The organism is Streptomyces sp. AC558_RSS880 (genome assembly GCF_019049255.1).
Classification (GTDB): Bacteria; Actinomycetota; Actinomycetes; order Streptomycetales; family Streptomycetaceae; genus Streptomyces.
Map to the genome: position 1 here is coordinate 166,444 of NZ_JAGMUJ010000031.1, position 21,469 is coordinate 187,912.

Genomic DNA, 21,469 nt, shown 5'->3' on the forward strand with positions numbered 1-21,469 from the left:
ATGGTGACGTTCGCGCAGGCGCAGGAGCGCGCGGAGGAGTGGGTCAACGGGGACGTGCCGGCGTATCAGCATCGTGAGGTGCGGGTGCGGGAGTTCGGCCTCGGGTTCGTGGTGTGGGCGGAGGACCGTGCGGACGGGCCCCGTTCGGACGGGGGTGCGCAGCGGCTGGTGATCGCCCGCGACAGTGGTGAGGCGACGCTGTGGCCGGCGTTGCCGGTGGGTGAGGTGATCCGCCGGTACGAGGAGGAGTACGGCCGTGACGATTCGGCGTCCGAGCCGGTGCCGGCGCCTGCGGCGCGGGTGGATCTGAACCAGACCTCGTTCTTGCTGAGTCCGCCGGAGTGGTTGCAGGAGGCGGCGGACCGGCTGGGGATTCCGGATCGGCGGGGGGAGGGCTCGGGGGCGGGTGCGTCTGCGGCTTCGGCCGACGGTTCGGGTTCGAGTTCGGGTTCGGCTGCGGGGTCTGCTTCGGGGGCGGGCGGTGCGTCTGCCGGTTCTCCGGGGGCGGGTTCCGGTTCGGGGGCTTCCGTGCCGGGTGCGGCTGCGTCTGCGGGGAGTGGTGCCGCGTGGCCCGCCGCCGGGGGGAGTGGTTCTCCCGCGGGGGCGGGTGCGCCGGCCGGGGCGACTCCGTGGGCCGGTACGGACACCAACGCCGATGCCGGTGAGGACCGTTCCGTGCCGCTGCCGGAGACCGTGTTCGCGCCGCAGTTGAGTGAGTCCGGTGACGACGCTCCGCCGCCCGTGGCTCCGCCGGAGGCGAAGACGGCGCTGATGTCGGGCGGCAGCGGGCTTCCGCCGACGGCCGTCGCGCCGGCGGTCCAGGATTCCGGTGCGCCGCAGGGAGCGCCGGGTGCGCCGCCGCCCACGCCGGGCGGTGCGCCGTACGGTCATCCGCACGGGCCCGGTGGTGCGCCTACGCCTCCGCCGGCTGGTCCGGGTGTGCCTACGCCTCCGTCGGCTGGTCCGGGTGCGCCTACGCCTCCGCCGGCCGGTGCGGGTGTGCCGGAGCGGCCGCTCGCGCCGAACGCCGGGGACATCGCGGATGCCGCGACCAGCAAGGCGACTCCGCCTCCGCGGCGCGTCTCGGGCGCGGCGACCCCGCCCCCTCCGGGCGCCCCGGGGACCCCGGGTGCGCGTCCGGGCGGTACGCCCGCGCCGCCGTCCGCTCCGGCGGGCGGGTACGTGCCGACGCAGATGGTGCCGCCGCTCAGCCCTGACGGGCCGGGGGCGCCGGGTGGGTCGACCCCGCCGCCCGGGACGCCGGCCCCGCCTGCGCCGCCCGGTGGTGTCCACCACGCGGCGACGATGCTCGCGGGCCCGGGAAGCATGGGCCCGGGCGGCCCCGGCGCGCCCCAGCCTCCGGGACCGCCCGGCGCTCCGGGTGCTCCTGGCGCCCCTCAGCCGCCTGGTGCTCCTGGCGCCCCTGGTGTGCCTCAGCCTCCCGGCCCTCCCGGCGTCCCGGGTGCTCCCGGCGCCCCTCAGCCGCCGGTTCCGCCCGGTGCTCCCGGTACGGCCGGAGGCGGGCGTGGGCCCGTGCATCACGCGGAGACCGTGCTGGCCGCGCCGCCGGTGGCCGGGCCCGGTATGCCTCCGCCCCCGGCGCCCCCGGGAATGCCCGGCGGCGCTCCGCCGATGCCGCCCGGCGGGATGCCCCCCGGTACGCCTGCGCCCGGGGTTCCCGTGCCGGGGCAGCCGCCGGCGTACGGCTATCCGCAGCCGCCCGCCGGTCAGCCGACCGTCGGCCCCGGCTACCAGGCCGTGCTGCGCTACCGCGCGCAGGACGGTTCCGAGCAGCAGCTGATCCGGCGTTCGGCGCCGGGTACGCCGCACCCGGAGTGGCAGATCTTCCACGAGCTGCGCGCCATGAACGTGCCGTCGGACCAGGTGCTGGAGCTGCACACCGAGCTGGAGTCGTGCGAGCTGCCGGGTGCGTACTGCGCGCGGATGATCCGTGAGCAGTGGCCGCAGGCGCGGATCACGTCCATCGCTCCGTACGGCACGGATCACGCGAGCCGGCAGCAGGGCATGGGGCAGTTGCTGGTCCACCAGGGTGAGTTGCACCAGGTGGCGGACGGTCCGGCGCGTCCCGCGCCGGTGCGTGCGCCGATTCCGCCGGTGCAGCCCGTGCCGCCGGTTCCGCCGGAGGCGATCGCGCAGGAGCTGGCGGGGGCGTTCGGTCCGGGTGTGTTCCGGTTCGAGCAGGCGGCGGTGTCCCGGCAGGGTGTGCCGCCGGTCGTGGCGCACACTCTGGTGGTGGCGGGGCTGCCGCTGGACATGGGTCCGTTCTTCTGGGCGCAGGCCCAGCCGGGACGGCCGGTGCCGACGCTGGCGGAGCTGGCGGCGGAGCGGGGTGTGCAGCCGGCCTCGGACGCGGGTTCGTACCTGGTGATGGGCAGTGACTTCGGCAAGGCGATCTGTGTGCAGTACGGCACGGCGAACATCGTCGCGGTGCCGGTGGAGGCCGGGCCGGGCGGTGTGCCGGTGCCGCCGCAGTTCGTGAACACCGGTCTGCCGGAGTTCGCGCGCTGTCTGGCGCTGCTGGGCCGGATGTGGCGGCTGCGGTTCGGGTTGAACCAGGAGCAGGCGGGCCGCTGGACGGTGGACTTCCAGGCGCAGTTGGCCGCGCTGGACCCGGCGGCGCTGGGTTCGCCGGAGAGCTGGTGGTCGGTGCTGCTGGAGCAGATGTGGGACGGGCTGCTCTGACCGGTCGTAGCTGAACCCCGTGTGACGCGAGGAGCCGGGCCCGGTCGTCAGGACGACCGGGCCCGGCTTTTGCGTGCCCTCCTCGCGGAGTGTCGCGTTATGAACACTTCCGTGTCATCCACCAAGATGTGCGCGATTCATCCCATTTCGTGCTCGGTCTTTCGTGCTGGGCTTCGTGTCCGTCGGTGGAGAGGGGTTCCAGGGTGAGCAGCGCATCGGTGTCGTCGCAGGGCTTCGAGCTCGTACGGGGGCGTGGTTACCGTCCCTTGCAGGTGATCGCGTACGTCGAGGCCCTCTCGGGTGATCGTGACGCCGCCTGGGAGCGGGCCGCGCGGCTCACCGTCCTCGCCCGGGAGATGGAGGAGGAGCTGGAGCTGCTGCGGGTGCGGGTGGCGGGGCTGGCACCGCAGACGTACGAGTCGCTCGGGGAGAGCGCGCGGCGGCTGTTCGAGCTGGCGGGGGAGGAGGCGACGGACGTACGGCAGTCGGCGCGGCAGTACGTGCAGGACGTGACGGACCTGGCGGAGGACGACGCGACCGGCGTGCGGGAGGCCGCGCGGGCGCACGCCGAGACCGTACGCGCCGAGGCCGATGAACACGCCGGGAAGGTGCTGCTGGCGGCCCGCGCGGAGGCCGACCGGATCCGGGTCGAGGCCCGGGCCGAGGTGAAGGAGCGGCGCGCGCAGACGCTGGCGGTGCTGCGGGAGATGCGCGAGCGCACCTCGGGGATGCTCGCCGAGGCGGCCGGGGAGCAGGCGGAACGGCTGGACGCGGTGGCCCGGGAGGAGGCCGCGCGGGTGGCCGCACTGGAGGCCCGGAACGCGGAGGCGGAGGAGCGCGCCGAGGGTGTGCTGGCCGAGGCGCGGCAGGTCTTCGCCGACGCGGAGGAGTCGGCGCGGCGCTGCGCGGAGGAGGCGCGGGAGCGGGCGGCGGAGCTGCTCGCCGAGGCGCGTGTCCGCGCGGAGGGCGTCGCGCGGGAGACCGAGCGGGTGCTGCGCGAGCACGCCGGGGCGCGGGAGGACGTACAGGCGCAACTGGACCAGGTGTGCGCGGGCCTCAGCGCGCTGACGGGGCGGGCCGTGGAGTGACCCGGCCCCGGGCTTGGGCCCTGTGCCGCGGCTGAACGCGGAAGGGGCCGTTCGGGGTGCGGGACCCGTTCAGTCCTTGAGCACCGGGAACGTGCGCGGCGCGAGGACCAGCAGGACCAGGAACGCCAGTGCCGCCGCGCACGCCGCGCCGAGGTAGACCGCGTGCACGGCGTCCGCGACGGCCCGGCGGGTGGCCTCGGGGACGGTGCCCGCGTCCAGGGCGCGGGTGACGGAGTCCAGGTCGTGCGCGCCGCCGAGGCGCGTGGCCAGGACGCCGTTGGCGACCGCGCCGAAGAGGGCCGCGCCGACGGTCTGGCCGGTCTGCCGGCAGAAGAGGATCGACCCGGTCGCCGTGCCGCGTTCCTCCCACTCCACCGACGACTGCACCCCGATGATCAGGGGCAGCTGGAACAGGCCGAGGGCCGCGCCCAGCAGCAGCATCAGCAGGGTCGGCTGCCACGCCTCGCCGGGATAGGGGAGGAAGGTGAACGCGAAGAGGACGACCGCGGCCGTGCCGATGCCGAGCATCGCGGTGTTGCGGAAGCCGATGCGGCGGTACACGTGCTGGCTGAGGGCGGCCGACACCGGCCAGCTCAGCGTCCACACGGAGAGGACGAATCCGGCGGCCACCGGGGCGAGGCCGAGGACGGACTGGGCGTAGGTGGGCAGGAAGACCGTGGGGGCCACCATCAGCAGGCCCAGGGCGCCGAGGGCCAGGTTGACGGCGGCGATCGTGCGGCGGCGCCACACCCAGCCGGGGATGATCGGCTCCGCCGCGCGGTGTTCCGCCACGACCACGGCCGCGAGGAGCGCGGCTCCCGCCGCGAACAGGGCGAGTGACGGTGCGGACAGCCACGGCCAGGCGACTCCGCCCTGCACGAGCGCGGTGAGCAGGACGCCCCCGCAGGCGAAGATCGCGACCGCGCCCGCCCAGTCCACGCGCGCGTGGTGGCCGTTCTCCCGTCGCGGCTCGTGGAGGTGACGCACGATCAGCCACAACGCCACCGCTCCGACGGGCAGGTTGACGAGGAAGATCCAGCGCCAGTCGGCGTAGGAGGCGAGCAGTCCGCCGATGCCGGGGCCGGCCACCGCGGAGACCGCCCACACGGTGGAGAGGCGGGCCTGGATCTTCGGGCGTTCCTGCAGCGGATACAGGTCGGCGGCGAGGGTCTGCACCGTGCCCTGGAGGGCGCCGCCGCCCAGGCCCTGCACGATGCGGAACGCGATGAGCGCGGCCATGTTCCAGGCCACGGCGCACAGCAGCGAGCCCAGCAGGAACAGGGCGGCGCCCGCGACGAGGACCGGTTTGCGGCCGAAGGTGTCGGAGAGCTTGCCGTAGACGGGGAGGGTGACCGTCACGGCCAGCAGGTAGCCGGAGAAGAGCCAGGAGAAGTAGGAGAAGCCGCCGAGGTCGCCGACGATCTGCGGGACGGCGGTGGACACGATGGTGGAGTCGAGTGCCGCCAGGGCCATCGCGAGCATCAGCGCGGCGACGACGGCGCCGCGCCGCCCGGTCGCGGCGGATCGTCCGCTGTCGCGTGTCACCGGTCTGGTGCCGTCCACCCGGAATCCCTTCCTCGCTTTGCTTGTCCCCTGCATGTGTTCGCCGCCGGACAGCTTCGCACTTGACCCTCACGCCGCGGGAGGGTGGAGCCTTGATGGGCCGACAGGTGGAGCGACCCCGAGACGGTGTCCACCCGCCGGAGGAGAGCCCTTAGGGGTACCTCCGTACTACGGGTCGGGGAGGGTTCGTACCGGCGGAGGACGAGAGGGGGCGGGAGCCTTCCTTAACCTGGCTTTACGCCGCTGGGGGGCGGCGTACCGCACCGGCGGGGGTGGGGTTTTCCTCAGTACAAGACTGCGCTGAACACCAGGGCGCGAGGCCCCTGCCGGCCGCCAGACTGAATCACGTCGCACGAACACGCACGAAGCGGCCGCCGGGTACGACGGGCGGGCGCCGGAGCACCGCTTTCATCTGCTGACCGACATAGGAGATTTACCGTGACATCGGCTGTGACCATTCCCAGGCACGGGGGCACTGGAGGGCGTACGGCCGTTGCCGCGCGGGCGCGGCAGGTCGTGAAGGCGTACGGGTCGGGCGAGACCCGTGTCGTCGCCCTCGACCACGTCGACGTGGACATCGCCCGCAGTCAGTTCACCGCGATCATGGGCCCCTCGGGGTCCGGCAAGTCCACGCTGATGCACTGCCTCGCCGGGCTCGACACCGTGACGTCCGGGCAGATCTACCTGGACGAGACCGAGATCACCGGCCTGAAGGACAAGAAGCTCACGCGGCTGCGCCGGGACCGGATCGGCTTCATCTTCCAGGCGTTCAACCTGCTGCCGACGCTGAACGCGATCGAGAACATCACGCTGCCCATGGACATCGCCGGCCGCAAGCCCGACAAGGCGTGGCTGGACCGGGTGGTGGAGACCGTCGGGCTCGCGGAGCGGCTCAAGCACCGGCCGACGCAGCTCTCCGGCGGCCAGCAGCAGCGGGTCGCGGTGGCGCGGGCGCTGGCGGCCCGGCCGGAGATCATCTTCGGTGACGAGCCGACCGGAAACCTCGACTCCCGCGCCGGCGCCGAGGTGCTCGGCTTCCTGCGCCGCTCGGTGGACGAGCTGGGCCAGACCATCGTGATGGTCACCCACGACCCGGTGGCCGCCTCCTACGCGGACCGGGTGCTGTACCTCGCCGACGGCCGCATCGTCGACGAGATGCACCAGCCGACCGCCGAACAGGTCCTGGACCGCATGAAGGACTTCGACGCCCGGGGGCGTACGTCATGACCGTCCTGAAGACCTCCATGCGCAACTTCTTCGCGCACAAGGGACGCATGGCGCTGTCGGCGGTGGCGGTGCTGCTGTCGGTGGCGTTCGTCTGCGGCACGCTGGTGTTCACGGACACCATGAACACGACGTTCGACAAGCTGTTCGCGGCCACGTCGTCGGACGTCACGGTCAGCTCCAAGGACGCCTCCGACGGCGGTGAGACGACCTCCGACACCGGCAAGCCGCCGGTCATACCCGCCTCCGCGGTCGACCAGGTGCGGGACGCGAACGGGGTGAAGTCGGCCGAGGGCACGGTGGTCTCCACCTCGGTGACCGTCGTCGACGCCGACAAGGACAACCTCTCGCCCACCAGCGGCGGCCCGACCATCGTCGGCAGCTGGAACGGCAACGACGCCCGCACCATGGAGATCACCTCCGGTGCCGCGCCCAAGGGCGCGGAGCAGATCATGGTCGACGCCGACACCGCCGACAAGCACGACCTGAAGCTCGGTGACGAGATCGGCGTCATCAGCGCCGTCGGCACGCACACCGCGAAGATCTCCGGCATCGCCGAGTTCACGGTCACCAACCCCGGTGCGGCGATCTTCTACCTGGACACGAAGACCGCGCAGCAGACCCTGGTCGGCGAGAGCGGCGTCTACACCAACATCAACGTCACCGCCGCGTCCGGCGTCAGCGACGTGCAGCTGAAGAAGAACGTCGTGGCCGAACTCGGCGGCGACTACAAGGTGCTGACCGCAGAGGAGACCGCCGAGGCCAACCAGGAGAGCGTCGGCGATTTCATGAACGTCATGAAGTACGCGATGCTCGGCTTCGCCGGGGTCGCCTTCCTCGTCGGCATCTTCCTGATCATCAACACCTTCTCCATGCTGGTCGCCCAGCGCACCCGGGAGATCGGCCTGATGCGGGCGATCGGCTCGTCCCGCAAGCAGGTCAACCGTTCGGTGCTGGTCGAGGCGCTGCTGCTCGGCGTCTTCGGCTCGATCCTCGGAGTCGGCGCGGGTGTGGGACTCGCGGTCGGCCTGATGAAGCTCATGGGCATGATGGGCATGGACCTGTCCACGGACGACCTCACGGTGGCCTGGACGACCCCGGCGCTCGGACTGCTCCTCGGCGTCGTCGTCACCGTGCTCGCCGCCTACCTGCCCGCCCGGCGGGCGGGGAAGATCTCCCCGATGGCCGCGCTGCGCGACGCCGGCACCCCGGCGGACGCCAAGGCCGGCTGGATACGCGGTGGGATCGGCCTGGTCCTCACCGGCGCCGGCGGGGCCTCCCTCTACCTGGCGGGGACGGCCGACAAGGCCACGGACGGCTCCCTGTGGCTGGGCCTGGGCGTGGTGCTGTCCCTGATCGGCTTCGTCGTCATCGGACCGGTGCTGGCGAGCGGTGTGGTGCGGGTCCTCGGTGCGATCCTGCTGCGGGCCTTCGGTCCCGTGGGCCGCATGGCCGAGCGCAACGCCCTGCGCAACCCGCGCCGCACCGGCGCGACGGGCGCCGCGCTGATGATCGGCCTCGCGCTGGTGGCGTGCCTGTCGGTGGTCGGGTCCTCCATGGTCGCCTCCGCCACCGACGAGCTCGACAAGACCGTCGGCACGGACTTCATCATCCAGTCCGACAACGGCCACCTGATCACCCCGCAGGCCGTCGAGGCCGTGAAGAAGTCACCCGAGGTGGACCGGGTCACCGAGTACAAGTGGACCGAGGCCGACTTCACCACGCCCGACGGCAAGACGCAGAAGGACACGGCGATCACGGCGGCCGACCCGACGTACGCGACCGACCTGCGGGTCGAGACGGTCGCCGGGAAGCTCGGCGACGCCTACAAGCCCGATTCGATGTCCGTCCACGAGGACTTCGCGAAGGACCACGGCATCAGCATCGGCTCGAAGATCGAGATCGCGTTCAAGGACGGCGAGACGGGCACGCTGACGGTCCGGGCCATCACCAGCAGCGAGGCCGTCATCGACGCGGGCGCGATGTACACGTCCATCGACACCCTCGCCACGTACGTGCCGGCCGACAGGATGCCGCTGGACACGCTGCTCTTCGTCTCGGCGAAGGACGGACAGCAGGACGCCGCGTACACGGCACTCAAGGACGCGCTGCACGACTACCCGCAGTACGAGGTGCGCGACCAGACCGACTACAAGGAGGCGCTGAAGGACCAGATCGGCCAGCTGCTGAACATGATCTACGGTCTGCTGGCCCTGGCGATCGTCGTGGCGATCCTCGGTGTGGTGAACACCCTGGCCCTGTCGGTGGTGGAGCGGACCCGGGAGATCGGCCTGATGCGGGCCATCGGCCTCTCGCGCCGGCAGCTGCGCCGCATGATCCGCATGGAGTCGGTCGTGATCGCCCTCTTCGGTGCCCTGCTGGGCCTCGGACTGGGCATGGGCTGGGGCGCCACCGCGCAGCAGCTGCTCGCCCTGGAGGGCCTGAAGGTCCTCGAGATCCCGTGGCCGACGATCATCGGCGTCTTCATCGGCTCGGCCTTCGTGGGCTTGTTCGCCGCGCTGGTCCCGGCCTTCCGCGCCGGCCGCATGAACGTCCTGAACGCCATCGCCACCGACTAGCCACCGCACACGGGGGTTGCGGGGGAAACACCCGGCGCCGGGAGTCCTCGGGGGACTCCCGGCGCCGGGTGTGCGCATACCGGCACCCCGGTTTTCCAGCCGACTGAGTCGGGTGGTGGGTGGGTACAGGCCAGAGGTCCGGGGGCGGGAACCTCCTGGGGGCCGAGCACCGGCACCGCCCACCGGTCGGCGGACGTTGTCCACAGCCCCGGCACCGGGGGTCTCCAGCGACGTACGCTGGACAACCCCGGCCCGCAGCGCGTGTCGGGCCCGTCGTGTTGCACACCCCCGGACGGAAAGCGCCCCGAATGAGCCTGCACGGTCTGCTCGACGCCGTCGTCAAGGACACCGCCCTCGCGGAAGCGATCGCCGCGGCTGCCGACGGCAACCGCATGCACGTCGACCTGGTCGGCCCGCCCGCGGCCCGGCCCTTCGCGGTCGCCGCCCTGGCCCGTGACACCGGCCGTCCCGTGCTGGCGGTGACGGCGACGGGACGCGAGGCGGAGGACCTGGCGGCGGCCCTGCGCTCCCTGCTCCCGTCCGAGGGGGTCGTGGAGTACCCGTCCTGGGAGACGCTGCCGCACGAGCGGCTCAGCCCCCGCAGCGACACCGTCGGCCGCCGCCTGGCCGTACTGCGCCGCCTGGCGCACCCCCGCCCGGACGACCCCGAGACCGGCCCGGTCTCCGTCGTCGTGGCGCCCGTGCGCTCGGTGCTCCAGCCCCAGGTCAAGGGCCTGGGCGATCTGGAGCCGGTCTCCCTGCGCACCGGGCAGAGCGCCGACCTGAACGAGATCGTCGCAGCCCTCGCCGCCGCCGCGTACGCGCGGGTGGAGCTGGTCGAGAAGCGCGGCGAGTTCGCCGTGCGCGGCGGCATCCTCGACGTGTTCCCGCCGACCGAGGAGCACCCCCTGCGGGTGGAGTTCTGGGGCGACGACGTCGAGGAGATCCGCTACTTCAAGGTCGCCGACCAGCGCTCCCTGGAGGTCGCCGAGCACGGCCTGTGGGCCCCGCCCTGCCGCGAGCTGCTCCTCACCGACGACGTACGGGAGCGCGCGCGGGCCCTCGCCGAGCTCCACCCGGAGCTGGGCGAACTGCTCGGGAAGATCGCCGAGGGCATCGCCGTCGAGGGCATGGAGTCCCTGGCACCCGTCCTCGTCGACGACATGGAGCTGCTGCTGGACGTGCTGCCCAAGGGCGCCATGGCCGTCGTCTGCGACCCGGAGCGGGTGCGGACCCGGGCCGCCGACCTGGTGGCCACGAGCCAGGAGTTCCTGCAGGCGTCCTGGGCGGCCACCGCCGGCGGCGGGGAGGCGCCCATCGACGTCGGCGCGGCCTCGCTGTGGTCCCTCGCGGACGTCCGGGACCGGGCCCGCGAGCTGGACATGATGTGGTGGTCGGTGTCGCCGTTCGCCGCCGACGAGACGCTGACGTCCGCCGCCGACGCGGCGGGTGACGCGGACACCCTCAAGCTCGGCATGCACGCCCCCGAGACCTACCGCGGCGACACCGCCAGAGCACTCGCCGACACCAAGGGCTGGCTCGCCGACGGCTGGCGCACGGTGTTCGTCACCGAGGGCCACGGCCCGGCCGCCCGCACGGTGGAGGTGCTGGGCGGCGAGGGCATCGCGGCCCGTCTGGACGCGGACCTGGGGGAGATCACGCCGTCCGTCGTGCACGTCGCCTGCGGCTGCATCGACCACGGCTTCGTCGACCCGGCGCTCAAGGTCGTCGTGCTCACCGAGACCGACCTGACCGGCCAGAAGGCCTCCGGCCGCGAGGGCGCCCGGATGCCGGCCCGGCGCCGCAAGACCATCGACCCGCTCACCCTGGAGGCGGGCGACCACATCGTCCACGAGCAGCACGGCGTGGGCCGCTACATCGAGATGGTGCAGCGCACCGTGCAGGGCGCCACCCGCGAGTACCTGGTCGTGGAGTACGCCCCCGCCAAGCGCGGCCAGCCCGGCGACCGCCTCTACATCCCCACCGACCAGCTGGAGCAGATCACCAAGTACGTCGGCGGCGAGGCGCCCACCCTGCACCGCCTGGGCGGCGCGGACTGGACCAAGACCAAGGCGCGCGCGAAGAAGGCCGTCAAGGAGATCGCCGCCGACCTGATCAAGCTGTACAGCGCGCGGATGGCGGCGCCCGGTCACGCCTTCGGCGCCGACTCGCCCTGGCAGCGCGAGCTGGAGGACGCCTTCCCGTACGCGGAGACCCCCGACCAGCTCACCACCATCGCCGAGGTCAAGGAGGACATGGAGAAGTCGGTCCCCATGGACCGCCTGATCTGCGGCGACGTCGGCTACGGCAAGACCGAGATCGCGGTACGGGCCGCGTTCAAGGCCGTACAGGACGGCAAGCAGGTCGCCGTGCTCGTCCCCACCACGCTGCTGGTGCAGCAGCACTTCGGGACGTTCAGCGAGCGGTACGCGCAGTTCCCGGTGAACGTGAGGGCGCTGTCCCGCTTCCAGACCGACACGGAGGCGAAGGCGACGCTGGAGGGCCTGCGCGAGGGATCGGTGGACGTCGTCATCGGCACCCACCGCCTGTTCTCGTCCGAGACCAAGTTCAAGGACCTCGGCCTGGTCATCGTCGACGAGGAGCAGCGCTTCGGCGTCGAGCACAAGGAGCAGCTGAAGAAGCTGCGCGCCAACGTCGACGTACTGACCATGTCCGCCACGCCGATCCCGCGCACCCTGGAGATGGCGGTCACCGGCATCCGCGAGATGTCGACGATCACCACCCCGCCGGAGGAGCGCCACCCGGTGCTCACCTTCGTCGGGCCGTACGAGCAGAAGCAGATCGGTGCCGCGATCCGCCGCGAGCTGCTGCGCGAGGGCCAGGTCTTCTACATCCACAACCGGGTCGAGTCCATCGACCGCGCGGCGGCCCGGCTGCGCGAGATCGTGCCCGAGGCGCGCATCGCCACCGCCCACGGCCAGATGTCGGAGTCGGCGCTGGAGCAGGTCGTCGTCGACTTCTGGGAGAAGAAGTTCGACGTGCTGGTGTCGACGACGATCGTCGAGTCCGGCATCGACATCTCCAACGCCAACACCCTGATCGTCGAACGCGGCGACAACTTCGGCCTCAGCCAGCTGCACCAGCTGCGCGGACGCGTGGGGCGGGGACGGGAGCGCGGGTACGCCTACTTCCTGTACCCGCCGGAGAAGCCGCTGACGGAGACCGCGCACGAGCGGCTCGCGACGATCGCCCAGCACACGGAGATGGGCGCGGGCATGTACGTGGCGATGAAGGACCTGGAGATCCGCGGCGCCGGAAACCTCCTCGGCGGTGAGCAGTCCGGTCACATCGCGGGTGTCGGCTTCGACCTGTACGTACGGATGGTGGGCGAGGCGGTCGCGGACTACCGGCGCCAGCTGGAGACCGGCGAGATCGAGGAGGAGCCGCCGCTCGAGGTCAAGATCGAGCTGCCCGTCGACGCGCACGTCCCGCACGACTACGCGCCCGGCGAGCGGCTGCGCCTCCAGGCGTACCGGGCGATCGCCTCCGCGAACTCGGAGGAGGACATCAAGGCCGTACGCGAGGAACTCGTCGACCGCTACGGCAAGTTGCCGGAGCCGGTGGAGAACCTGCTGCTGGTGGCGGGTCTGCGGATGCTGGCCCGTGCGTGCGGCGTCGGCGAGATCGTGCTCCAGGGCAACAACATCCGCTTCGCGCCGGTGGAGTTGCGCGAGTCCCAGGAACTGCGCCTGAAGCGCCTGTACCCCGGCACGGTCATCAAGGCGGCCGCGCACCAGGTGCTGGTCCCGCGCCCGAAGACCGCGAAGGTGGGCGGCAAGCCGCTGGTCGGGCGGGACCTGCTGGGCTGGGTCGGGGAGTTCCTGACATCGGTCCTGGGTTCCTGACCCGCACGGGAGAGGCCGTCCACGGCGTGAGGTCGCCGTGGACGGCCCTGACGGGTGCGCAAGGTCTTACGGCTGGTCGGGACGGTCGCGGTCCATGCCGAGCCGGCGTTCGGCCTGCTGCTGCCCGGTGTCGATGTGCTGCTCGTACTTGCCGCCGGTCCTCTCGTTCATCTTCCGTTCGGCGGCGTCCGAGGCCTGCTTGGCCTTGTCGCGCGCCGCCTTGTTGCTCTTGAACTTGTCGAGGATGCCCATGCAAGAGCTCCTTCCGGAGGGGACTCAGAACCGACGATACGCGCGGTTTGCGGCGAATGCCCGTGTAGCACGGGATTGGTCTGGACCTCTCACTCGTTACGGTGAGTCCCGGATCGACCCGCCCCCGTCAGGGCAGGAATCAGAAGAGCAAGGGAGGGGCGCGGTGACGCGAGACAAGAGGTGGGGCGCACGGGCCCGGCGCACGGGACCGGTGGTGATCGCCGCGGTGGCTCTCCTCGCCGGCTGCGAGGGAGCCCGGGACGCGGACTCCCCGGCCGGCACCGCCGCCTCCGGCGGGCGCGCCGTCAGCCCGTTGGACAACCCCGACGGCACCGAACCGGGCCTCGCGCCCGTGACCGGCGAGCCGGACAGGGCCGAGGCCGTCGCCCTCATCACGAAGGTGACGACCAAGGGCCGCGGACCGAAGACGGGCTACGACCGGGACGAGTTCGGCTACGCCTGGATGGACACGGCCGACGGAGTGCCGCTGGCGAGGAACGGCTGCGACACCCGCAACGACCTGCTGCAGCGAGACGGCCGGGACGTGCGTTTCCGGTCCGGGTCCAACTGCGTGGTGGTCGCCATGACGCTGGACGACCCGTACACCGGCACGACCATCGAGTGGCGCAAGCAGGAGGCCGCCGAGGTGCAGATCGACCACGTCGTGCCGCTCTCCTACAGCTGGCAGATGGGTGCCTCCCGCTGGTCCGAGGCCGAGCGGGAGCGGCTGGCGAACGACACCCTCAATCTGATCCCGGTCGAGGGCCGGGCCAACTCGGCCAAGGGGGACTCCGGCCCGGCGTCCTGGCTCCCGCCGGACAAGGGCGTACGGTGCGCCTACGCGGTCCGCTTCGCGCAGGTCGCCCTCAAGTACGAGATGCCGGTGACGTCGGCCGACCGGCGGACGATGCTGGAGCAGTGCGGTGGCTGAGCGGCACCGCTGTGAGCCGCCGGGCGGGCCGGCTCAGGAAGTGGAGGTCCGGGGCGTCCGCGGGGGCGGCGCCCCGGTCGTGGCCGTGAAGGCCTTCCCGGCGATCTCGCCGCCACGGCCGGTGAGGCCGACGCGTGCGGCGCGTGCGGCGCGGCGCACGGTGGGTCCCCAGGGAGCCTAGAAGTTGCCGTTGCCGATGATCTCGCCGTCGGCGTCGTACACGGTGACGAGGCCGTTGTCGCTCTGCTTCCAGTCGGCGAACGCGGAGGCGATGAGCTTGGCGGGGGCCGTGCCCTCGCCCATGATCCCGCCGGTGAAGTCGGTGTAGACGTCGGCGGCGTCGAGGATGTCGTTCTGCTCGTCCGCGCCCTGCACCTTGGTGACGTGCGAGATCGCTTCCTTCTCCTGCGGCGTCCCGTTCTTCTGTACGAACGCCTTGAACTGCTCGGCCTGGGACGCCTTCTCGGTGCCCTTGTCCTCGGCGGGCTTCGCGTCCGACGCGCCGTCCGACTTCGTGCCGCCGGACCGCTGCTCCGCGGACGCCGAGGTGCCCTTGTCGCCGGAACCGCCGCCCGAGTCACCGGAGTTCGCCGAAACGGCACCGATGACGACGATGCCCACGACGGCGCCCAGCGCGATCTTGCTCTTCATGCCCATGGCTATGTCCCTCCCCACGCGGCCACCGCCACCTCGGCGGTCGCTCGTTCGCGGGGTCAATGAGAACAGATGCTGTGAATGGAGTCAACGCGGTTCACGGTGTTCACTGTGTCCACGCTCGTGAATACTGAATCCCGATCGCGTCGGTATGCTTGCCGACACACGCGGAACAGAGGGAAAGCGGGGCGGGGTGCCGGGCATGCAGGACAACGCGACAGAAGTGACCGCCGCCGGGATCGCACGACTGGCCGGCGTCGGCCGCGCCGCCGTCAGCAACTGGCGCCGGCGGCACGCCGACTTCCCCGGCCCGGTCGGCGGCACCGGGGCCAGCCCCTCGTTCGCGCTGGCCGAGGTCGAGGGCTGGCTGCGCAGACACAGCAAGCTCGCCGAGGTCCCGCTGAGGGAACGCGTCTGGCAGCAGCTCACCGGCCACCCCGCCGGACCGGTCACCGCCCTCACCCACGCCGGCTGCGTCCTGCTCCTCATCCACGACCGCTCCCCGGTCTGGCTGGAGGTGAGCTCCGGCTCCGACGAACGACTCGCCGCGCTGCTGCCCGGAGCGCTGGAGCAGGTGCTCACACCACGACTCAGCGAGGTGGACGGCTCACATGTGAACACCCCGGGCCTTGTTCACAGCCCCGCCGCTTCCGCCGCCCCGGCCACCCGAAAAGCCCTCGAACCCCCTACCGCCCCCCAACTGCTCCCCTCCGCACCCCTCCTCCGTTCCGTCGCCGGACTCGCCGCCGAACTCGGCGCCCGGCACACCTTCGAGTTCCTGCTCGGCCGGCACCTCGACGCCAACCCGCGCCAGTACACCCCCACCCCCGCCGACCTCGCCGGTCTCATGGCCGACCTGGCCGGCACCGCCCGCACCGTCCTCGACCCGGCCTGCGGCACCGGCGCCCTGCTGCGCTCCGCCGGCAACGACCCCGGCCGACGGCTGTACGGCCAGGACAGCACCCCCGAACTCGCCGCCCTCACCGCGCTCCGCCTCGCCCTGCACACCCGCGCCCCCGTGCACACCGCCGCCTGCGACACCCTGCGCGCCGACGCCCACCCGGAGCTGCGGGCCGACGCCGTCCTGTGCCACCCGCCGTTCAACGAGCGCGACTGGGGGCACGACGAACTCGCCTACGACCCGCGCTGGGAGTACGGCTTCCCGGCCCGCACCGAGTCCGAACTGGCCTGGGTGCAGCACGCGCTCGCCCGGCTGCGGGACGGCGGCACCGCCGTGCTGCTGATGCCGCCCGCGGCCGCGTCCCGCCGCTCCGGGCGCCGGATCAGGGCCGACCTGCTGCGCCGGGGCGCGCTGCGCGCCGTCGTCGCGCTGCCGGCCGGCGCGGCACCCCCGTACGGCGTCCCGCTGCACCTGTGGGTGCTGCGCCGGCCCGAACGGGCGCCCGCCCAGCCGGAGGTGCTGCTCGCCGACGCCGGAAGGTTCGCCGGTGAGGGGCGCGGCGGGCCCGACTGGCCGGGGGTGCGGGAGGTGGTCCTCGACGCCTGGCGCGCCTTCGACCGGGCCGGCCGGCTCGACGAACGGCCGGGACTGGCCCGCTCCGTGCCCGTCATCGAACTCCTCGACGATGACGTCGACCTCGCCCCGGCCCGCCACCTCCCGCCCCCGGCCGCCGCGGACGGTGCCGGCCGGCTCGCCGACGTACGCGAACGGCTCGACGAGACGCTGCGTCTGGCCGCCGGCCTCACCCCGCCGCCCGCCGACCCCGCGCCGCCCGCCGCCGGGCGCCCGCCCCTCACCACCGTCGGTGAACTCGCGCGCGGGGGCGCCCTGGTGATGCGTACGGGCGGAAACGGCGGCCACGCGCGCGTGCCCGTCCTCACCGACCACGACGTACTCTCCGGGACCGGCCCCTCCGGCACGCTCCCGGAGAGCGACGGGGAAGCGGTGCTCACCGAACCCGGCGACGTCGTCGTGCCCGTGCTCGGCGGGGGCGCCGTCGCGCGGGTGATCGACGACACGACCGCCGGGGCCGCCCTGGGCCGCAACCTCGTGCTGCTGCGCCCCGACCCGGAGGTGCTCGACGCGTGGTTCCTCGCCGGGTTCCTGCGCGGCACCGCCAACCACCGCCAGGCCGGCAGCCACGCGTCCACCGCCACCCGGCTCGACGTGCGCCGGCTGCGGCTGCCCCGGCTCGCACCGGCCGAACAGCGACGCTACGGCGCCCGATTCCGGGCCCTGGACGAGTTCGAGCGGGCGCTCAGGCAGGCGGGCCGGCTCGGCGAGCAGTTCGTCCGCGGGATGTACGACGGCCTGACCGACGGGACGATCGCCCCCGACTGAGCCACGGAACGCTCCCGACCGAGCCCACGGAACACCCTCGGCGCACCTCCAGGACGTCCCGTACGACAACGGTTCGGTACATCCCGGGACCGGTTGTCGCTGTCGGCCTATACGCTCGGACTCCGAGTTCCCATCGGCTACACCTGTCCAGGAGCAGTCATGTACGGCCACGGCGCGGCGCCGCCCACCCCCAGCGCGGCAATGGTCATCACGCAGCGCGTGCTGTACGCCGCCGCCGGAGTCCTGTGCTGCGGCCTGCTGGCCTGCGTGCCGCTGTTCCGGGTCGCGTTCCTGCGGGGACGGCTGCTCGACTGGGTGGCGGCCTGGGTGAGCATCCCGCTGTCGATAGCCTGCCTGATGGTGATCGGTTCGCTGCCGGAGTCGGACCGCCGGACCGACGTGGCCCTGGCCGTCGTCCTGGTCCTCGGCGCGGTCGCGGCCGCGTACTACCTGACCGTGGACATCCGCCTGCACCGGCGGCCGCACCCGTACGCGGGCCAGATGCCGCCGTCCCCCCACGCCACGACGATGCACGGCCAGGGCCCCGTGCAGGGCCCCTACGGCTATCCGCAGCAGGGCTCGCCGTACGCGCCCACGCCGGTGCCGCAGCCCCCGGCCCCCCACACCCCGGTACCGCACACCCAGGCACCCCCCACCCCCGTACCGCCGCCGCAGTCGCCGCAGCATCCCGCGCCGGCCCGGATCGACCAGGTGCGCGCCGAGCTGGACGAACTCAGCGACTACCTGCGCCGCCAGGACGGGCAGCAGGGCAACCACGAGGGCGGAAGGTGAGCGTGACGACGGGACGTGTCGTCGCCGGCCGCTACGAACTGTCCACGCTCATCGGGCAGGGCGGCATGGGACAGGTCTGGACGGCCTACGACGAACGGCTGGACCGGCGCGTGGCGGTGAAGCTGCTGCGCCCGGACAAGGTGGCCGGTCAGGAGGCCGACGAACTGCGCCGCCGCTTCGTGCGCGAGTGCCGGGTGACCGCCCAGGTCGACCACCCCGGCCTGGTCACCGTGCACGACGCGGGCAGCGAGGGCGAGGAGCTGTTCCTCGTCATGCAGTACGTCGACGGCGCCGACCTCGGCGACCACCTCGCCGAACACGACCCGTACCCGTGGCAGTGGGCGGTCGCCGTCGCGGCGCAGTTGTGCGCCGTGCTGAGCGCCGTGCACGCCGTGCCGATCGTCCACCGCGACCTCAAGCCGCGCAACGTGATGGTGAAGCAGGACGGCACGGTCACCGTGCTCGACCTCGGCGTCGCCTCCGTCATGGACAGCGACACCACGCGCCTGACGCACACCGGTTCGCCCATCGGCTCGCCCGCCTACATGGCGCCCGAGCAGGCCATGGGCGGCGCGGTCGGCCCGTACACGGACCTGTACGCGCTCGGGGTGCTGATGCACGAACTGCTCAGCGGTGACGTGCCGTTCGCGGGCTCCACGGCGCTCGGGGTGCTGCACCGGCACCTGTACGAGCCGCCGGTACCCGTGCGCCGGATCCGGCCGGAGGTCCCCGAGGCCCTGGAGACCCTGGTGCTGCGGCTGCTCGCCAAGGACCCGCAGCACCGCCCGGACTCCGCGCAGGAGGTCTACGAGGACCTGGCGCGGCTGCTCCCCGCGCGGGGCACGCCCACCGGCGCGCCCCTGGACCCCACCCGCCCCTTCCTGCGCCCGCACGCCCCCTGGCCGGACCGCGCCCGCACCCCCGCCCCCCAGCCGGTCCCCGCCGCACCGCCCGCGTCCGTGGCGGAGAAGGCCGACGTCGCCGCCGCCGTGGACGAGGTGAAGCGGCTGCTCGGCGAGGGCCGCATCACCCAGGCCGTCGACATCCTCGGCTCGATCCTGCCCGTCGCCGCCGAACAGCACGGCGAGCACTCCCCGGTCGTGCGCACCCTGCGCAAGCAGTACGCGGCCACGCTCCTGGACGACGGCCAGTACCGGCGCGCGCTGCCCGAGCTGCGCCGCCTCGCCGACGAACGCGCCGCCGAGGCCGGCCAGGCCGACCCGCAGTCCCTGCGCTACCGCTACGAGGCCGCGCAGTGCCTGGAGCAGCTCGGCGAACCGGCGGCGGCGCTCGCCGAGTACCGGGCGCTGCTGGCGTACTACGAGAACCAGTACGTGGCGGCCGGCGACCCGCAGCTCGCCCATGACGTCCGCCGCCGCATCGGCCATCTGCTGCTGGCCCTGGGCGACCGGCCCGCCGCGCACGACATGCTGGTCCGGCTGCTGCACGACGTGGAACGCGTGCAGGGACCGGGACACCCGATGGCCGCCGACATCCGGCGGACGCTGCAGTGGCTGGGACAGGTGCGCGGATAGCGGGACGGCGGGAGCGAAGGCTGTTCGGGGGCCGTAGGACCGGACGGCGCAGCCGCCGGTGCCGGAAGTCGCCGTGAATCGTTGGTCGAATGGGTTGGCCAGAGCTTGGCCGATGCCTACCATCGATCACCGCAAGACTTTGTGCACCGCCGCACAAGCTCTCCTCAGGAGGTCTCCTTGCACCGCCGCCGTCGCACCGCGCTCCTCCTCACCGCCGCGATCGCCGCAGCGGCGCCCCTGCTCACCGCCTGCGGGAACGACGCGCACCCCGGTGCGGCGGCCGTCGTCGGCGGCGAGCGGATCACCGTGTCGCAGCTGGAGAACCGGGTCGGCGAGGTCCGCGCGGCCCAGCGGGCGGCCGTACCGGACGACGCCCAGTACCAGCAGGCCATCGCCCGGACCGGCAGCCTCACCCGCGACACCCTGCACGGCATGGTCCTGGACCGGGTGCTGGAGCGTGCCGCGCGGGACGCCGGCGTGACGGTCACGAACCGCGAGGTCCAGCGGATGCGGTCCGGTCTGGAGCAGCAGGCCGGCGGCGCCGAGGCGCTGGAGGCGGCCTGGCTGCAGCAGTACGGCGTCCCGCCGCAGCGTCTCGACGCCAACCTCCGCCTCCAGGTGCAGGCCCAGAAGCTCGCCCAGCAGCTCGGCACCGACCCCGGCCGGCCCGAGTTCTGGCAGGCGCTGTCGGAGGCGAGCGAGGAACTCGACGTCGACCTCAACCCGCGCTACGGCAGCTGGGACGTCGAGAAGAGCAGCCGTGTCGACGCGAAGACGCCGTGGGTACGGGACGTCACGGCGGCCGGGGCACCACAGACGCTCTGACCGGCTGCCTGCGGACAACCGGCCTGTGGACAGCCCGCCTGTGGACAACTCGGGGACTGTCGGCAGGGTGGGCTAGTTTCGGAGCGTGAACGCAATCAGCCCCGCACCGAGCTCCGAGGCCGCCCCCGGCCGTGTCGTCCTGCTCACCACCAGCCACCGCGTGGCGCCCGGCCTGCTGTCCTGGCCGGCCTGGCAGGCCCTGCACGCGGCCGACCGGGTGCTGTGCGCGGACGGCGCCCACCCGCAGCTGCCGTATCTGCGGGAGGCGGGGATACCGGTCGAGGAGGCCTCACCGACCGCCGAGGAGATCGTCGACGCCTGCGCCGGCGGGCGGACGGTGGTGGTCGTGGCGACGGGCGAGGGCGAGCCCGCGCTGACCGACGGGCTGGCCCGGCTGGCCGGGACCGGCAGGGTGCGGATGCCCGAGCTGGAGCTGCTGCCCGCCTCCTACGACCTGCCGGGCGCCCGGCTGCTCGACCTCGTGCAGGTGATGGACCGCATCCGCGCGGAGTGCCCGTGGTCGTCCCGGCAGACCCACAAGGGCCTGGCGAAGTACGGCATCGAGGAGGCGTACGAGCTCGTCGAGGCCATCGAGGAGGGCGACCGGGACGAGCTGCGCGAGGAGCTGGGGGACGTGCTCCTCCAGGTCGTCTTCCACGCGCGGATCGCCGAGGAGCACCCGGAGGAGCCGTTCTCCGTCGACGACGTGGCGGGGGGCATCGTGGCCAAGCTGATCCACCGGCACCCGCACGTCTTCGGCGAGGCGACGGCGGACACCCCGGAGGACGTCAAGGCGCACTGGCTGCGGACCAAGGCGGAGGAGAAGCGGCGCAGCTCGGTGACGGAGGGGGTGCCGCTCGGACAGCCCGGGCTGGCGCTGGCGGCGAAGCTGGGGTCGCGGGCGCGGACGGCGGGGCTGGACGTGCCGTTGCCGGCGGGGGAGGGGGTCGGCTACGAGCTGCTGGCGCTGGCGGTGCGGGCGGAGGCGGCGGGGATCGATCCGGAGGCGGCGTTGCGGGCCGCCGCGCGCGTCTATCGGGACGCGATACGGGCGACGGAGGGGCAGGGCGGAGGCTGAGCGCGGGGCGCGGGAACCGCGCGAACAACCGAACGCGCCCGCCACCCGAGCTCTCCCGCGCCGCCCTGCCGCCCCGC

At 73.0% G+C, this 21,469-nt stretch carries 14 protein-coding genes; 11 read left to right on the forward strand and 3 right to left on the reverse strand.

Annotation, left to right across the window (positions count from 1 at the left end; translation table 11 throughout):
* Entirely contained in the window at positions 1 to 2,703 is a 2,703-nt protein-coding gene (locus KUM38_RS14695) for an SUKH-4 family immunity protein (protein ID WP_217129803.1), read from the forward strand.
* A 203-nt stretch (positions 2,704 to 2,906) separates the two neighbouring features.
* Positions 2,907 to 3,791, forward strand: coding sequence for a cellulose-binding protein (locus KUM38_RS14700; protein ID WP_308408969.1), 885 nt, complete (start codon positions 2,907 to 2,909; stop codon positions 3,789 to 3,791).
* 69 nt (positions 3,792 to 3,860) lie between these two features.
* On the opposite strand, the gene KUM38_RS14705 is transcribed toward KUM38_RS14700, so the two are convergent.
* Complete coding sequence (locus KUM38_RS14705; RefSeq protein ID WP_308408970.1) at positions 3,861 to 5,354, reverse strand: MFS transporter; 1,494 nt, start codon at positions 5,352 to 5,354, stop codon at positions 3,861 to 3,863.
* 438 nt (positions 5,355 to 5,792) lie between these two features.
* Between KUM38_RS14705 and KUM38_RS14710 the strand changes: the two genes are divergently transcribed.
* The 3 genes from KUM38_RS14710 (at position 5,793) to mfd (ending at position 13,023) form a co-directional block, all read left to right on the forward strand.
* Positions 5,793 to 6,581: an ABC transporter ATP-binding protein gene (locus KUM38_RS14710; RefSeq protein WP_217129806.1), complete on the forward strand. Its 789-nt coding sequence runs from the start codon at positions 5,793 to 5,795 to the stop codon at positions 6,579 to 6,581.
* Positions 6,578 to 9,157 carry an ABC transporter permease gene (locus tag KUM38_RS14715; RefSeq protein ID WP_217129807.1) on the forward strand — a complete coding sequence of 860 codons (2,580 nt, stop codon included), beginning with the start codon at positions 6,578 to 6,580 and terminating at the stop codon, positions 9,155 to 9,157. The genes KUM38_RS14710 and KUM38_RS14715 overlap by 4 nt, the downstream gene beginning before the upstream one ends.
* 308 nt (positions 9,158 to 9,465) lie before the next feature.
* Positions 9,466 to 13,023 (forward strand): transcription-repair coupling factor, encoded by a 3,558-nt coding sequence (gene mfd, locus KUM38_RS14720; protein ID WP_217129808.1) that lies wholly within the window; start codon positions 9,466 to 9,468, stop codon positions 13,021 to 13,023.
* Between the two features lie 66 nt (positions 13,024 to 13,089).
* Here the strand turns inward: mfd and KUM38_RS14725 are convergent, their stop codons facing one another.
* Complete coding sequence (locus tag KUM38_RS14725) at positions 13,090 to 13,275, reverse strand: antitoxin (RefSeq protein WP_217129809.1); 186 nt, start codon at positions 13,273 to 13,275, stop codon at positions 13,090 to 13,092.
* Between the two features lie 163 nt (positions 13,276 to 13,438).
* Between KUM38_RS14725 and KUM38_RS14730 the strand changes: the two genes are divergently transcribed.
* A complete protein-coding gene (locus KUM38_RS14730; RefSeq protein WP_217129810.1) occupies positions 13,439 to 14,206 on the forward strand; it encodes an HNH endonuclease family protein in 768 nt (255 codons plus the stop codon).
* Between the two features lie 177 nt (positions 14,207 to 14,383).
* Here KUM38_RS14730 and KUM38_RS14735 read toward each other — a convergent pair whose 3' ends face one another.
* Positions 14,384 to 14,863 (reverse strand): hypothetical protein, encoded by a 480-nt coding sequence (locus KUM38_RS14735; RefSeq protein ID WP_217129811.1) that lies wholly within the window; start codon positions 14,861 to 14,863, stop codon positions 14,384 to 14,386.
* Positions 14,864 to 15,062: 199 nt separating this feature from the next.
* Between KUM38_RS14735 and KUM38_RS14740 the strand changes: the two genes are divergently transcribed.
* The 5 genes from KUM38_RS14740 (at position 15,063) to KUM38_RS14760 (ending at position 21,392) form a co-directional block, all read left to right on the forward strand.
* Positions 15,063 to 17,162 (forward strand): N-6 DNA methylase, encoded by a 2,100-nt coding sequence (locus KUM38_RS14740; RefSeq protein WP_217129812.1) that lies wholly within the window; start codon positions 15,063 to 15,065, stop codon positions 17,160 to 17,162.
* Between the two features lie 159 nt (positions 17,163 to 17,321).
* Positions 17,322 to 17,954 carry a hypothetical protein gene (locus KUM38_RS14745; RefSeq protein ID WP_217129813.1) on the forward strand — a complete coding sequence of 211 codons (633 nt, stop codon included), beginning with the start codon at positions 17,322 to 17,324 and terminating at the stop codon, positions 17,952 to 17,954.
* A gap of 38 nt (positions 17,955 to 17,992) precedes the next feature.
* Positions 17,993 to 19,489, forward strand: a complete 1,497-nt coding sequence (locus KUM38_RS14750; protein ID WP_302181221.1) for a serine/threonine-protein kinase — start codon at positions 17,993 to 17,995, stop codon at positions 19,487 to 19,489.
* A 177-nt stretch (positions 19,490 to 19,666) separates the two neighbouring features.
* Positions 19,667 to 20,314 (forward strand): SurA N-terminal domain-containing protein, encoded by a 648-nt coding sequence (locus tag KUM38_RS14755; RefSeq protein ID WP_217129815.1) that lies wholly within the window; start codon positions 19,667 to 19,669, stop codon positions 20,312 to 20,314.
* Between the two features lie 85 nt (positions 20,315 to 20,399).
* On the forward strand, positions 20,400 to 21,392 hold the full coding sequence (locus KUM38_RS14760) for a nucleoside triphosphate pyrophosphohydrolase (RefSeq protein ID WP_217129816.1): 993 nt from the start codon (positions 20,400 to 20,402) through the stop codon (positions 21,390 to 21,392).
* Positions 21,393 to 21,469: the final 77 nt, after the last annotated feature.

Excerpts from the sequence above, each read along its gene's own strand:
- KUM38_RS14695 (WP_217129803.1), top strand. The coding sequence starts at position 1 with ATGGTGACGTTCGCGCAGGCGCAGGAGCGCGCGGAGGAGTGGGTCAAC.
- KUM38_RS14715 (WP_217129807.1), top strand. The coding sequence starts at position 6,578 with ATGACCGTCCTGAAGACCTCCATGCGCAACTTCTTCGCGCACAAGGGA.
- mfd (WP_217129808.1), top strand. The coding sequence starts at position 9,466 with ATGAGCCTGCACGGTCTGCTCGACGCCGTCGTCAAGGACACCGCCCTC.
- KUM38_RS14725 (WP_217129809.1), bottom strand. The coding sequence starts at position 13,275 with ATGGGCATCCTCGACAAGTTCAAGAGCAACAAGGCGGCGCGCGACAAG.
- KUM38_RS14735 (WP_217129811.1), bottom strand. The coding sequence starts at position 14,863 with ATGGGCATGAAGAGCAAGATCGCGCTGGGCGCCGTCGTGGGCATCGTC.
- KUM38_RS14740 (WP_217129812.1), top strand. The coding sequence starts at position 15,063 with ATGCAGGACAACGCGACAGAAGTGACCGCCGCCGGGATCGCACGACTG.
- KUM38_RS14745 (WP_217129813.1), top strand. The coding sequence starts at position 17,322 with ATGTACGGCCACGGCGCGGCGCCGCCCACCCCCAGCGCGGCAATGGTC.